The 12,576-nt window shown below is 66.1% G+C and carries 21 protein-coding genes; 2 read left to right on the top strand and 19 right to left on the bottom strand.

What is annotated here, in order from left to right; genetic code table 11:
• The first annotated feature begins 32 nt into the window (after positions 1 to 32).
• Both ACOYYX_RS12120 and ACOYYX_RS12115 read left to right on the top strand, forming a co-directional pair.
• A complete protein-coding gene (locus ACOYYX_RS12120) occupies positions 33 to 743 on the top strand; it encodes a hypothetical protein (RefSeq protein WP_422930162.1) in 711 nt (236 codons plus the stop codon).
• Positions 744 to 768: 25 nt separating this feature from the next.
• A complete protein-coding gene (locus tag ACOYYX_RS12115) occupies positions 769 to 951 on the top strand; it encodes a hypothetical protein (RefSeq protein WP_422930161.1) in 183 nt (60 codons plus the stop codon).
• A gap of 32 nt (positions 952 to 983) precedes the next feature.
• Here the strand turns inward: ACOYYX_RS12115 and ACOYYX_RS12110 are convergent, their stop codons facing one another.
• The 19 genes from ACOYYX_RS12110 to ACOYYX_RS12020 all read right to left on the bottom strand — a co-directional run bounded on the left by ACOYYX_RS12110 (position 984) and on the right by ACOYYX_RS12020 (position 12,486).
• Positions 984 to 1,406, bottom strand: coding sequence for a hypothetical protein (locus ACOYYX_RS12110; protein ID WP_422930160.1), 423 nt, complete (start codon positions 1,404 to 1,406; stop codon positions 984 to 986).
• Between the two features lie 98 nt (positions 1,407 to 1,504).
• Positions 1,505 to 1,945 carry a hypothetical protein gene (locus ACOYYX_RS12105; RefSeq protein ID WP_422930159.1) on the bottom strand — a complete coding sequence of 147 codons (441 nt, stop codon included), beginning with the start codon at positions 1,943 to 1,945 and terminating at the stop codon, positions 1,505 to 1,507.
• A 589-nt stretch (positions 1,946 to 2,534) separates the two neighbouring features.
• A complete protein-coding gene (gene lysC / locus ACOYYX_RS12100) occupies positions 2,535 to 2,732 on the bottom strand; it encodes an Rz1-like lysis system protein LysC (RefSeq protein WP_422931619.1) in 198 nt (65 codons plus the stop codon).
• On the bottom strand, positions 2,677 to 3,003 hold the full coding sequence (locus tag ACOYYX_RS12095) for a hypothetical protein (protein WP_422930158.1): 327 nt from the start codon (positions 3,001 to 3,003) through the stop codon (positions 2,677 to 2,679). The genes lysC and ACOYYX_RS12095 overlap by 56 nt, the downstream gene beginning before the upstream one ends.
• Entirely contained in the window at positions 3,000 to 3,224 is a 225-nt protein-coding gene (locus ACOYYX_RS12090) for an amino acid ABC transporter substrate-binding protein (protein WP_422930157.1), read from the bottom strand. The genes ACOYYX_RS12095 and ACOYYX_RS12090 overlap by 4 nt, the downstream gene beginning before the upstream one ends.
• A 1-nt stretch (position 3,225) precedes the next feature.
• The gene (locus ACOYYX_RS12085) at positions 3,226 to 3,582 is read right to left on the bottom strand and encodes a hypothetical protein (protein ID WP_422930156.1); all 357 of its coding nucleotides are present in this window, start codon (positions 3,580 to 3,582) and stop codon (positions 3,226 to 3,228) included.
• Between the two features lie 45 nt (positions 3,583 to 3,627).
• On the bottom strand, positions 3,628 to 4,026 hold the full coding sequence (locus ACOYYX_RS12080; protein ID WP_422930155.1) for a cell wall hydrolase: 399 nt from the start codon (positions 4,024 to 4,026) through the stop codon (positions 3,628 to 3,630).
• Positions 4,026 to 4,253: a hypothetical protein gene (locus ACOYYX_RS12075; RefSeq protein WP_422930154.1), complete on the bottom strand. Its 228-nt coding sequence runs from the start codon at positions 4,251 to 4,253 to the stop codon at positions 4,026 to 4,028. Before ACOYYX_RS12075 ends, ACOYYX_RS12080 begins: the two co-directional genes overlap by 1 nt.
• A complete protein-coding gene (locus ACOYYX_RS12070; RefSeq protein ID WP_422930153.1) occupies positions 4,254 to 4,826 on the bottom strand; it encodes a hypothetical protein in 573 nt (190 codons plus the stop codon).
• A 4-nt stretch (positions 4,827 to 4,830) separates the two neighbouring features.
• Entirely contained in the window at positions 4,831 to 5,169 is a 339-nt protein-coding gene (locus tag ACOYYX_RS12065; RefSeq protein ID WP_422930152.1) for a hypothetical protein, read from the bottom strand.
• Positions 5,166 to 6,311 (bottom strand): hypothetical protein, encoded by a 1,146-nt coding sequence (locus ACOYYX_RS12060; RefSeq protein WP_422930151.1) that lies wholly within the window; start codon positions 6,309 to 6,311, stop codon positions 5,166 to 5,168. Before ACOYYX_RS12060 ends, ACOYYX_RS12065 begins: the two co-directional genes overlap by 4 nt.
• Before the next feature lie 5 nt (positions 6,312 to 6,316).
• On the bottom strand, positions 6,317 to 6,967 hold the full coding sequence (locus ACOYYX_RS12055; RefSeq protein WP_422930150.1) for a DUF2612 domain-containing protein: 651 nt from the start codon (positions 6,965 to 6,967) through the stop codon (positions 6,317 to 6,319).
• Complete coding sequence (locus ACOYYX_RS12050; protein WP_422930149.1) at positions 6,967 to 8,169, bottom strand: baseplate J/gp47 family protein; 1,203 nt, start codon at positions 8,167 to 8,169, stop codon at positions 6,967 to 6,969. Before ACOYYX_RS12050 ends, ACOYYX_RS12055 begins: the two co-directional genes overlap by 1 nt.
• The gene (locus ACOYYX_RS12045; RefSeq protein WP_422930148.1) at positions 8,162 to 8,509 is read right to left on the bottom strand and encodes a hypothetical protein; all 348 of its coding nucleotides are present in this window, start codon (positions 8,507 to 8,509) and stop codon (positions 8,162 to 8,164) included. Before ACOYYX_RS12045 ends, ACOYYX_RS12050 begins: the two co-directional genes overlap by 8 nt.
• Positions 8,509 to 9,213 (bottom strand): Gp138 family membrane-puncturing spike protein, encoded by a 705-nt coding sequence (locus tag ACOYYX_RS12040; RefSeq protein ID WP_422930147.1) that lies wholly within the window; start codon positions 9,211 to 9,213, stop codon positions 8,509 to 8,511. Before ACOYYX_RS12040 ends, ACOYYX_RS12045 begins: the two co-directional genes overlap by 1 nt.
• Positions 9,214 to 10,068, bottom strand: a complete 855-nt coding sequence (locus tag ACOYYX_RS12035; RefSeq protein ID WP_422930146.1) for a baseplate hub protein — start codon at positions 10,066 to 10,068, stop codon at positions 9,214 to 9,216.
• Entirely contained in the window at positions 10,065 to 10,457 is a 393-nt protein-coding gene (locus ACOYYX_RS12030) for a hypothetical protein (RefSeq protein ID WP_422930145.1), read from the bottom strand. The genes ACOYYX_RS12035 and ACOYYX_RS12030 overlap by 4 nt, the downstream gene beginning before the upstream one ends.
• Positions 10,454 to 11,005, bottom strand: a complete 552-nt coding sequence (locus ACOYYX_RS12025; RefSeq protein WP_422930144.1) for a phage baseplate protein — start codon at positions 11,003 to 11,005, stop codon at positions 10,454 to 10,456. Before ACOYYX_RS12025 ends, ACOYYX_RS12030 begins: the two co-directional genes overlap by 4 nt.
• Positions 11,005 to 12,486 (bottom strand): phage tail tip lysozyme, encoded by a 1,482-nt coding sequence (locus ACOYYX_RS12020; RefSeq protein WP_422930143.1) that lies wholly within the window; start codon positions 12,484 to 12,486, stop codon positions 11,005 to 11,007. Before ACOYYX_RS12020 ends, ACOYYX_RS12025 begins: the two co-directional genes overlap by 1 nt.
• Positions 12,487 to 12,576 lie beyond the last annotated feature (90 nt).

The following is a 12,576-nucleotide window of genomic DNA, read 5'->3' as shown; positions in this document are numbered from 1 at the left end:
TCAAGGCCGCGAAAGAGGAGGATGCCAGGGATTTGCGGCGGAAGGTGGATCTCCTCTCCCAGGATAAGGAGGACGCCGTCCGGCTCTACCGCGCGGAAGTGCGGGTCGCCTCTTACCTGCGGACCCTGGTGAACGAGAAGTTCCAGAGGGTACGCCTGGTGCTCCAGGGCTCCAACGCCTCCCGCGGGACGATCGGCGAGGTGAGGGCCGCGCTCGTGCCCGACGTCCAAATCAAGGCGATCCTGGAATCCCTGGTGACGTTCTTGCGCTCCGAGATCGGGTCCCCCGAAGGGCACAAGCATAATTTTCGCGTCGGATTATACGTGGAGAAGGGCGGGAAACTGGAGCCGGTCGAGGCGTTCGACCTCAACACGAGCCGGCCGGACCCATTCACTTCCTATCGACAGCATGCCGAGAGATTCGACCTCGGGAACACTGCAAACCCTTCTTATGCGGTAGTTTGCGTGCAGTTGGGCCGGATGCTGATCGTCGAAGATTGCGAACACGACCCGGACTTCCATCATTTCACCGCCGCCCAGATCAATTATCTGCGGTCGCTGGTGGCGTACCCCATGCTCAATTTCTGCCTGGATGGGAACACGCCCGCGAGGGCCGTCCTCATGATCGATACGAACGTCACAGGTCATTTCAAGGAGGACGCGCGGGATAAATTGGAATCCCTGATTGAAGGCTTTGCGGCCAGGTTGTCGTTAGAATATGCTATCAAGAGACTCGTCCGTTAGGGCAATGCCCAGGAGGGACCATCCCGTGTCCGAATCCCTTAAAGCCGTCTCGGGGCATGAACGCGAGATTCGCCAGGGGAGCGACCGATCCAGGGAATTGATCAAGGAAGCCCAGAGGGATGACGAGCGGGCCCTCCGCATCGTCCACGCTTACGAGCAGAAGCGGCGGGCAGCATATGATCAACTCGCACCGCGCCGCCCCCGCTAGGCATAGGCGTTGCCCTCCCGGCTCCAGCCCCATCACCCCAGCAAGTCGACCAGCCGCTTGACCTGATCCGCCCCGTGCATCGCCACGAGCGGCTTCATCTTCTCCATCACCTCGATCAGGTCGCCGCCACCTGACGACATCTTCCTCGGGGGCGGGGCGAGGAAGCCTTCGATGGGACGGCCGGATTCGACCCTCGGGGCCGGTGCGGCCTCGGCCTTCCTGGCTTCACGCGACTTCTGCTGGGCCTTGTTCAGGCTGAATGTCTTGTTGTCCATCTCGATGCCGAACTCGTCGAGGATGTAGGCCACGCCCTCGGCGGGGCGCTCATTGCCTGCGGCGACCGCGCGGCGGACGGCCTCGGCCTTGGAGACGGACGGGAAGGTCTTCTCGGGCGCCGTGGATTCGAGGGCGGCCTGCTCGGGCGGCTTGCGGGGCTTGGATTTCTTGGCTGCCATGGCGGTATATCCCTGGTGCGGGCGGGTTGTTGGATGGCCGATCGTCGCGAGATATCGCCAGTCTAGCACCCGAAACAACCCACGCAATGCGATCCGGGTTACCGCGATCGGCGTGGCGATTTATCGGCGGCCTTCTTCCGGATCCTCAGGATGCCTTCGTCGCATCCCTCGATCCGATACGTCCTCGCCCCCGGCGCCGCGATGAATTCCCCCGGCAGGATTTCCCGCGGCTTGGCGTCGGGGAACGTGACGGATAGTGCATCCGCAGGCTTGAATTCCCACTTGCCATCCACCTCCTCGATCCCGTCGGCGGGGCCGATCTCGCGGAGCACGAAGGCGCCGCCCCGCTTGACCTCGAACCCGTCCCTGCCACGCGCGGGCGGGAAGTCGAAGGACTCTGGCCTGTAGACTTCGAAATCCTCGGTGTCCTCCTCATCCGAATGGACCCAGACGCGATAGATGTCCTTCGGGGGCATCTTCGGTCCTTCGGCCATCGCGAAGAGGCCGGCGAGCGAGGCCAGGAGTACGCGGAGGATCAAGGGTCGCTCCTCGCAAGGGGAGTGTCCGGGGGGATGATGGTTGGCGCGGCACGAGCGGGAGATGCCCCGCCCGTGGATCATAGTCATGCGGGCCGAGGATGTCGCGTTCTTTTCGCCGAGGAGTATCCCGGACTCCCTCCTGGGGCACCGGCGGGCGTGTCGGGGACAAAAAAAAGAAAGAGGGAGGGGTGACGCGCGGAAAAGGTGATGGAGGGGCGTAATTCGGACGCGGGAGGGGGAGTGTCGGGGAGGCGTGTGATCGGAGGGGAGGGCCTCGGCGAGCACGTCGCGGGCCTTGGACTTCTCGCCGGATCGATGTCCGGCGGAGGATGAGGGGCGGGAGGGGATGGAGCGTGGGGAGGATTGGGACGCGGGGACGCGTCATGGCGGCCCGCATCCGGGCCGGGGGGGATGGGCGGGTGTCCGCATGGAGACCGGATATTCGGTCTCGGCGGGGTCGTATCGGGGACGGCTCAGATCCGGTCGATGACCGCGCAGTCGCGATTCGTATTCGGCCGCCAGCACGGCGAGCATCCGGCCATCAAGGCCAGCAGGCACAGGAACAACGCGGCGAGGAAGAGCCGCGCGATCATTTCACGGCCTCGGCCAGTGCGTCATGCCTCATGGAACACCGGTTGTATTGGCCTATCAGTGCGAGATAGCGTTTCGCCAGGCCCGTCATCGTGAGCCCCATGGGAAGGGGCGAGATGGGCTCGCACGGCTGCGTGAGATCAGCGGGTGGCGCGATCGGTTGCGGGGATGGCGTCGTTGAGCACGCCGACAACATCATCAGGCACGGGACAATCAGGCGTATTCGCAATGGCGGCCTCCAATCGTTGGGCGAGCATGGATTGATTATTTTGCGAGGCGACGAGCTTCCCACGCAGGTCGGAGGCGAGGTCGTTGCCCCGCTTCACGGCGGCCTGGAGGGCCTCGATCTGGGATTTCAGGCCCGGGACCTGGTTGGCATCGTCGAACTCGCCCGCGACGTAATAGCCCAGCGAGAAGATGATGATCGTCCAGCCGATGCCGAGCCCGAATTTCCAGGAGGCGTTCATTCGGCGGGCTCCGCCTTGCGCTTGAGGCCGATGCCGGCCCCCCCGCCGCCGAGCATGGCGCCATAGCCAGTGCCCCACCCCAGGGCGTCGAAGGCGCCGCCGCGGTAGAGCGAGTAGGCGGACAGGCCCATGAAGGCCAGCACGCTGGCGACCCACAGGACGCGGCCGACGTCGAAGCTCTCGCCGTCGACGCCGGTGACGAGGTCCTTGAGGAAGGCCATCCTAGAGTCGGGACTCGATCCACGTCGCGAAGGCCGCGATCTCCTCGGCCGTCCAGTGCTCGGCCTTGCCGAAGATGTGCAGGCCGTTCGACAGGAGCCGATGCAGCTCGCCCTCGGGGGCGGCTTCAGGGGTAGTGGCAGCACTCGCAGTCGGGGCACCAAATGGGGCCGACGGGGCGTCCGTGGCACTCGCAGGCGCATCTTCTGGGGCCACGGTAGGGTTTTCGACCACAGCCTCAACCGTCGGGGCGGCCTCTTCGGTCGTCGACATGGCTGTCGTCGTGTTTTCAGCCGGAGGGGTGGCGGCTTCCTGGGCGGCGGTCTCTACGGATTCGGTGATCTGGGCTTCTTCGGTCATTGGCTGTCCTTTCTCGGTTGAATTTATCTTATGATAGCGCTTCGCTTACTGGATGTCATCGAAGAATATGTGGTGCCCGATCTCGGCGCAAGCGATATGCCCGGCCGCCCATTTCGGCTGCGGCGTCCCCCTGGCGTAGTAGGCGACCGCGCCGTTCGTGACGTCGGCCAGCGTCCCCGCCACGGCGTCGGCGGCGATGGCGAGGGCCTGGGCGAATATAGGATGGGAGGCGTTGACCGCGAGGATCACGGCCCGGTTGGGATCGTTTTGGTTCCAGCAGCTGAACTGATAAGGCTTCTGGCAGACCTCGGGGACGGTCCTGCCCCACCATCGTCGCGCCGCGACCCGGTTCATGACCACGTTGGCCACGGCGATCATGCCGATGCGGCTTTCCCCTCGCGCCTCCCCGAACAGCGTGCGGGCGAGGACGTCGACGTCGGTCATCAGTGCCCCCGCAGGGTGCCGTAGACCCAGGTCGCCAGCGACCACATGCCCGCGACGGCGATGGTCGTGGCGGAGCCGAGGGCGAGGGCCCAGCGGATGCCGCCGCGCATCTGATTCAGGGCCGAGGTCAATTCCTCGATCGATTCGACCGCCTTCTCGAGCTGCTTGGTGAGGTTGGCCATCTGGACCTCGAGCCGCGCGAGCCGCTCCTGGGGGGTGTCCGCCATCTATATCGCCCCGATCGCCTTGCACGTCAATAGGCCCAGGCATGCCCCGAGCGAATACTCCGCGACGGCGATGGGACGGAGTCTGGAGGCATACCCTGCGGCCAGATAGATGACGCCGAACAGCAAGGTCGCCAGCGAATAGGCCGCGTTCCAGGGATGGCCGCAGAGGGCGGCGAGGCCCGCAAGGGATGGGATGAGGAATGCTTGACGCAATCCCATGGCGATGGCGCCCCAGATTCGCAGCGGCATCGCCGGGAGCCTCGCCATGACCCAATCGACCGGCTTGCAGGCCGGCACGGTGAGGTCGGTCGGATTGCTGATGGCGGCGGACCAATACTTGTCCCAGGCGAAGATGCACCAGAAGAAGAGCGAGGACCATGCCCAGAGGGCGATGATTGACGCTTGGAAGCCCCCCTGCCCCTCGGCCCAGGCGGCGAGGCCGGTGGCGGAGGCCATGGCGAAGGTCGAGCTGACGCGGCCGACGGTGGTCGAATCGGTGCGGTCGAAGAGGCGGCTGCCGCGGGCCCGGTTGGCGACCGCGAAGACGGGGACGAGGATCAGGCCTGCGAGCATGGGCCTATACCAGCGTCTCGCGCAGGGCCCGGGCCGCCGCGTCGTGCGATTTCAGCGCATCGATATCGCCCTCGCTCGGCCCCTGGCCCGATTGCAGGGCGATCGTGATCGAGCGTATGGCGCGGGCCGAGGCGATGTCGAGCATGGCGAGTTGGTCGATGACGGGGCGGTTGACGACGCCGGGGAGGTCCTCGGCGGAGATCCTCGTGGGGACTCCGCCCGCCGCCAGCCATGCCGCGTAGCCTTCGTCGGCGACCGGCACGTAAGTGCGCGAGGCGCCCGACCATGCCCGCGTCGCGTCGCCGTCGACGATCCAGTACCAATGAGCTGTGTCGTACATCATGCGTATTGCCCCCCCGATGCGAGCGTCCCCGCGACGCTGCCGGGCAGGTAGCTCGCGCCGCCGCCGTTGCTGTTGATGAAGCTGACCCCGATGGCGCTGTACCTCTTGCCCGTCGCCGTCCCGGTGAAGGTGTTGCCGAAGCACTCCAGCGAGGAGCAGCCCTGGGTGGCCGCGAACGAGCCGGAGAACGCCGGGGTGCCGCCCAGCGTGATCGTTATCCCCGTCGCCGCGATGAACGAGGTGTCGGAGGCGAACCAGTGATTCGCGGCCCCGCCGCCGATCGTATAGCCCGAAGTCATGAAGATCTTCGCGCCGTTGTTGCAGGAGACCTGCGACAGGGAGCAGGCCCCGAAGATCAGCCCCGCGCCTATCGTCAGATTGGTCCCGTTCGAAGCCGAGATGCCGTTCCCCCCCGAGTTGACGACCTCGAGGTTCTTGACCGTGGCCGTGATGGGCGATCGCTGGCTGTTGAAGGACAGGGCCCCGGATCCTCCGGAGGCCGAGATCATGACGTTCGACGGCGTGGCCGCGTTGCCGTTGAGGACGATCGCGCCCCCGACCGCCCCGATGGTCGCCTGCAGGGCGGCGTAGGTGCCGTCTGCGACCTGGATCGTTGCCGTGTATTGCGCCAGGTCGTACTGCGAGCAGATCGCGTCCCAGGCGTGCTGGAGGGTGAGCCAGGGGCTCCCCGCCGAGAGCCCGGTGTTCGAGTCCGAGCCGGTCGTGGCGACGTAGAAGGTGGTGTCCCCGGCCAGGCGTGTCCGCAATGCCAGCAACTGCCACTTGGCGGAGGGAGGGGTGTCCGTATTCGACCCGGCGGATGAGATGTAGATGTTGCCGCCGTAGAGGACCATGGCGTTGGCGGGGTACGAATATGGGGTGCCTCCGTTCATCGTCGACGTGATGAACGGTGCCACCGTGTTCTGCTGCCAGTTCTGCACCGCCGAGGTGATGTCGAAGAGGACCTGGTTGAACGCCGTGCGCGGGACCAGGAGGCCGCCGGAGCCGACCGGCGTGCTGTAGCCGATCGGGAAGCCCTGGTTGTAGCTGACCGTGCCGTTGGTCTGCGTGGGGTCGGGGATGGTGTTCAGGTCGCCGTTCTCGGCGAAGGGGATGTCGAAGTAGCCATTAATCGGGCACATATGATCTAAGCTCCAAAATTGCCGTTGTCGAAGTTGTAGTCGCCGGGCGCGAACCCGAAATAGGTGAGCGTGGCGTCCGCGTAGGATGACGCCACCCCCGCGGGCCGGGGCAGGATGTCGTAGTGGTTGAAGAGGTACTGGAGGTCGTAGGGCAGCGGGAAATTGAAGATGTATCGCTGCGTCATGTCGTGGTAGTCGAGCAGCCACGCCCGGCCGAGCCCGCCGAAGACGGACTGGAGCATCCGGTTCGTCTCCGGGACGGTGCCGCTGCTCGTGAGCTGGAAATACCTCAGGCGCAGCGCGATGCGCTTGGCCTCGGTCGAAAGCTCGTAGGTGCTCTGGTCGCCGAAGATCCCGTTGTCGAAATTGAACCCGGTCTGGTCGTCGAAGCCGAAGAACGGCCCGGCGTCGTCGGCGCCGTTGACGTACAGCGGCAGCCCCAGGATGACCGACCAGACGGAGAGGCCGAAGTCGTTCGCCGTGCGCAGGTCGAAGACGTCCGCGATCCAGTCCCGCCAGAACCCCGACTGGTTGGCCTCGTACCAGGCCGCCTTGTCGGCCAGCAGCGCCTGGAGATTCGTCGCCTCGTTATATTGCCACAAGAGGGCCCTCAGCAGCCCGACGCTGAAGTCGAACGGCTGGATGTCCCCGGCCATCAGGGGCCCACCACCGAGATGTAGGAGAGCTGCGTGCGTGCGATCTGGTTGACCGCGATCGGGATCACGTCGGTCGAGTATGAGATGGGCGACGCGGGGCTGAGCTCGACCTTCGCGATGTAGTATGAGGGATATTCGCTCATGATCGCCCCGGCGATCTCGAAGGGGGAGGCGTCGGCCCCCACGACGAAGCCGGCGAGGCCATTGATCAGTCCATCGGCGTAGTCCAGGACGGCCTGCGCGATGTTCGCGGCATTGCCGTTGGTGGTCGTGACCTTGACCAGGATGTCGACGGGCGTCGGGCGGTCGAATTGCACGGCGTAGGTCTGGCCGCTGGCGGGCTCGACGACGTTGACGGTGGTGCCCCCGTTCCAGGCGCAGCCCGAGCTCTTGTTCTCGAGGAGCGCCGCGGCGACGTCGGTGTCCGTGCCGCCTTCCACGCAGGCGTAGATCGAGTGGCCGACCATGCTGATGCCGTCGATGGTCTGGGTGGTCGCGGCGACGTTCTCCCGGAAGGTGAGGCTGGTGACGCCCTCGACGTTGTAGAGTGCCGAGGTGATGGCGACGGGCAGCGCCACGCCCTGGAAGGCCAGCGTGTTCTGGCGCAGGGCGCGGGCGGCCTGATCGGACTGCGTGGTCGCCCCGAGGGTCGTGACGGAGGCCGGCGTGCCGCCCGCATCATTGGTGACCGTCTCCCAGCCCAGGACGTTGGAGACGATCGTGTCCAGCGCCCCGTCGGCGCAGGGGATCGGCCCGGTCGCGAGGGACTGGAAGTCGACGGTCGCCGCGCCGCCGGAGCCGAGGGTCACGGTGCCGACGGATTGGAACTGGTCGCCCGCGGAGGTCGCGGCGAGCGATCCGCCCGGGATGACCGTGCCGGGGATGCCGGTGAGCGTGACGTCGGTGACGACCGTCGGGGAGGACGGCGTCCGCTGCATGCCGGTGAGGGCCATGATCGCGTCGAGGAAGACGCCCCCGGCGATGTTGGGGTTGATCTGGTTGCCGATGGCCGCGTTGTTGTTGACGACCTCGGTGCGGGCGAGCGCCTCGGCGGTGATCAGGACGCCCTGGGGCGTGTCGGGCGTGACGACGAGGTCGGCCCCGAAGACGGCCTTGTACTCGTCCTGGACGGTCGCGAGGATGCCGGAGGTGTCGGGTATGATGACGCCGGTCGCGTCCGCGTACTGGTAGGGATCAGCCATTGAGTCGGGTCTCGCCGTAAATCGTTTGGATCGTCGCGGTGTAGGAGAGCACGCCGCCGGAGGCCGCCATGGTCAGGCCCGAGACCTGCACCACGCCCTCGACGTTCTTGAGCGTGTCGATGAGGTATTGCTTCCAGAGCGCGTAGTTGGGCACGCCGACCCAGATCGCCCGGAAGTTGGGTATGCCGGCGTTCGTCGCCAGGACCATCTCGCCGAGCTGGGCCTTGGACGCGGTGGCGCAGGCACCCGCCACCGCCTGAATCCCCGAGAGCAACGCGAGGTTGCCGTCGGGCCCGAGGTAGAGGTCATTGTTGGCATCAGTCGCTAGAGTTTTTACCATTATGTCCACCCCGCGCTTGTGTAGGTCGATACGCCGTCGAGGTCGGTATCGAAGACCTGGAATCCCTTGCGTGGGGAAGGGATGGCATTCTTCTGGGCGGTGGTCATCTGGGGCAGGCCAAAGGCCTTGGCCCCCTGCAAGTCGAGCAACGCACCGGGCCCGGGCGTCCCGCCGATGCCGACGCCGGAGGGGGCGAGGATCTGGATCAGGTCGTCCCACAACGCGATCTTGACGGTGCCCGCCAGGTTCTGGAATACGGCGTTGGCGGCATCCTCGGGGGCGACGGTCACGCCCCGCATCATCGTGTCGGGGATGAACACCGCGTCCTCGAAGCTGTGCTTGCGCTGCGTGTTGGGCGACGAGGACGCGAAGGTCGCCTTGAAGAGCGAGATGTCGCGGTCGTTGGCCTTGATCCAGCCCAGGTCGCCGGTGGCGATCGGGAAGCTGAGGACGAAGCCGCCGCCGCCGAGCTGCACGACCGGCACGGCCGCCACCTGGGCGCGTCGGATGACGATGTTGTCGGTCGTCACCATTGCGATCAGGGGCTGGACCTGCGCCAGGTTGGTCGCGCGGTCATAGGCCATGACCTGCGCGGGCAGCATGTCGTCCGTGTTCTGGAGGAACTTGGTGAGCACCAGCCGCATCATGCCCACCATGCTGTCGTCCTCGGCGGGATTGCGAGACGGGGGCGAATTCGTGGGCATTTACTGGCTCCCCTGGTAGAACGCGAGATTGGAGCAGACCAGCGTGTACCAGAAGGGCTGGTCGCGGCTGGCGACCTCGAAGTTGAGCTGGATCACCTTGAACGTGCCGTTGGCCGCCGGGTTGAGCTCGCTCTCGATGGTGACGCTGCCGCCGACCTGGATGGCGTTGTTGATCATGACGCGCACGGCGACGCCGATGTCCGTCACCTGCGGGATGCCCACCATGCCGGTCTGCGCGTTGATGAGGACGCTGTCGCCGTCGCGTGCCTTGCCGCTGTCGATCACCACCAGCGTGCTGTTGTCGACGAAGGCGTCGACGCCCCCGACCTGGCCGAGGCGGTTGATCTGCTGCTGGGCCGAGCCGGAGACGGACCAGTTGTTGATCTGCTTGTCGGCGGCCTGGAAGCTCAGCGTCAGGCCGTTGGCCTGCGCCACCGACCGGGCGATGACCGAGAGCAGCGCGGTCCTGGGCTGGCTGGCCCCGGCGATGACGCCCGTGAGCAGGTTGTTGGTCAGGCTGCGGAGCAGGATGCCGATGTCGGGGGGCTGGGTCATGCCCCCCTGGAAGACGTAGCCCTCGAAGAGCCGGAACGTGCCGTAGGATTCGCGGCCGACGTCGAGGGTCATGTTGATGGGCGTGCGTTCCTGCCCTTGCTTGAGCAGCGGGGACGCGGTGGTCAGGATGCTATTCTGCCGCTCGCGGGTGAGGTTGAACACGCGGCAGGTGCATTCGGCCTGGATGCCCGAGGCGTATTTCCGGCCCGAGGCGTAGATGGCCAGGCCTTCCAGGTCGACATGTCCGCTCGGCAGGTCGAAGCCGACGCGGACGATGCGGGGGTCGAAGGCCGCCGTCATGTATAACCTTGCGGGGCGAAGCGCAGCGGTAGTGCCGCGATCGGGTTGAAGTCGGCGGCCGTGATCGGCGGCGCGTGCGGGGCGCGGAGCGTCGCCAGCTCGGCGGCGGAGGCGTAGAGCAGGATCTGCGACACATTGAATTTGGTGTAGTCGGGGAGTTCGAAATTCTGGGTCGCGAACACGAAGTTCCCGGCTTCTTCGTAGAGCGAGGGGATGATCCGCATGTTGGCGACCGCGCGCATATTCTGCATGATCATGGTGCCGTTGCGGGCGAGAGTCACGGACATCACGCCGTCGGTCGCCTTGATGACGAAATCCCAGGTGTTGCCGTCGAGGATGATCGTGAACTGCTGATTGGGGATCGCCTGGATCGGGACTTGCTGCGTCACCAGGCCCCCGCGATGCTCGGGCTGCCCGCGGGCGTGGTCGGCGATTGCAGGCCGTTATTCACCGTGTCGTCATCCTGCGGATCGGCCGGCGCGTAGCGGTTGGGGTCGGGGAGGTAGATGACCTGCCTCAGGCGGAGCGTGAGGGTGATGGCGTCGTAGATGTCGGGGCTCTCCTCGTGCGGCATGTCCGCGATGAACATGTTGGAGTACGTGGCCACGCGGGTCTGCACGTAGAGCAGCGTGCCGCCCAGGAAGGCCGACTTGATCTGCTGGTACATCGAGCCGTAGTAGAGGGCCGGGATCAGCATGGGCATCTCGATCTCGACCGGGTTGACGACCCGATGGTCGGAGATGAGCACCCCGTTCTCCGCCGGGTGCTCCATGACCTTGGCCGTCTCGCGGATGGACGCCTTGAGCGGCCGGGCGTAGGCGAAGGCCTGCCGGAAGCTCCGGGCGTCATAGACGCCGACGATGTCGACCTGGCTGGCCAGCCCCAGCAGCTCCAGGACCGACGCGGCGTCGGAGAGCAGCCCGTTGAACGTGGGCATCAGTAGGCGATCCCGTCGTCGAAGTTGGACACGGTGGTGCGCAGGTGCCCGGCGAGCTCGTCGCCGATGGCGCCGGAGATGCCGGCGGCGTCGGTGGCCTGGGTATGCACGTTGATCTCGTCGATCTTGACGCTGGTGGTGCGATTCGAGGCACCTCCGATCGGGGCGGTGCCGGCGGAAGAGAACGGGCTGGCCGAGGCGATCTCCAGGGCGGATTTGCCGCGGATCATGGCCTCGTAGCCGCCATTCGCGGGCCGCTCGAAGCGTTGGCTGACGAAGGCCGCGGCGGCGTCCGGGTCGTCGATCTGCTTGAGCCGGTCCGCCAGGCCCGTCTGCTGCAACTCCCAGGCGGCCGCCCGGCGCTGGTCGGCCGCGGAGGCGCTTCGGACGTCGATGCCGGTGCCCCGGAGGATGGCATCCGCCCGGTCGGGGTGCCATTGATAGAGGCCACGCGCCTTGCCGCCGTCCCCGACGGCATCAGGATTGCCGCCGCTCTCGCGCATCTCGTTGGCCACGATCCCGGCGGCCTGCGATCGCGTGTATCCCTGCGACATCCAGAAATCCATGGCGTTGTTGTCGATCCCGTTGCGGTACTTCTTGCGGATATCGGCGTCGCGATCGGGGTCCATGATCCAGTCGGCGACCCGCTCGTGCCACGTGCCCTTGTCGCCCCCCAGGGCGTCCGTGAGCTTCGTGACCGAATCGAGCATCCCGGTCAGGACCGGGAGCACGTCGGTGCCGATCTTGGTGAAGATCGTGTCCAGGCTCTGCGCCGCCCGGCTCCACGCCTGCTCGAAATCTCGAGCCGCCTGGGTGTCCGCCTCCGTGACCTTCACATGCTCGCGGGCCGTGGCGATGCTCTTCTCGAACTCCGCGTCGGATTGCTCGAGCAGCGCCATCATGCCGGGGTCGGAGACGCCGAGGCGCGACAGGTAATTGGCGGCGCCGGTGGGCGTCATGCCCTTGATCGCGTCGTGGTAGCGGCGCATCAGCACGTCGACGGGCGGGAGCGGCAGGCCCGCCTCGGACGCGGCGGAGAATGCCGTCTTCAGGGCGCTTTGGAAGCCTTCTGCACTACCCCCGGCCGACTGCACCGCCGCGCCGTAGGCCTTGATGTCGGCGGCGTTCTGCCCGAGCAGCTTGCCCTGGACCTGGAGGTCGGAGTTGAACTTGGCGGCGTTCATGACGCCATCCTTGATCGCGCCGAGCGAGAAGATCGCGGCGGCGGCGGCCGTGGCCGTCTCCACCACCTTCACGAAGGCCTCGCCGGTCCCCTCGACGACCTTCTTCTGGTCCTTCAGGTCCTGCGTCATCTCCTGACGTTGCTTGCGCAGCTCCTTGAGCTTCTTGCTCTCGTCGTCGGAGCGTTTGGCGCCCTTGGCCGCGAGGTCGCCGATCTGCCTATCCAGCGCGCCGATGTCGGCCTTCGTGTCGCCCGCGTTGCTCTTGAAAATCAGGTAGAAAGTATCGAGGACGGTCATTTCCTGCCCTGCTGCTTCCTGGACTCCTCGGCGGCGAGCCAGTCGTTATATTTGGGGATCACGTGGCATTCCCAGAGGATGAACAGGTCT

This window comes from Singulisphaera chitinilytica, from assembly GCF_049331405.1.
GTDB lineage: Bacteria > Planctomycetota > Planctomycetia > Isosphaerales > Isosphaeraceae > PoT.
The sequence above is the reverse complement of the archived record's forward strand: the minus strand, read 5'-3'. Positions and strand labels throughout refer to the sequence as shown.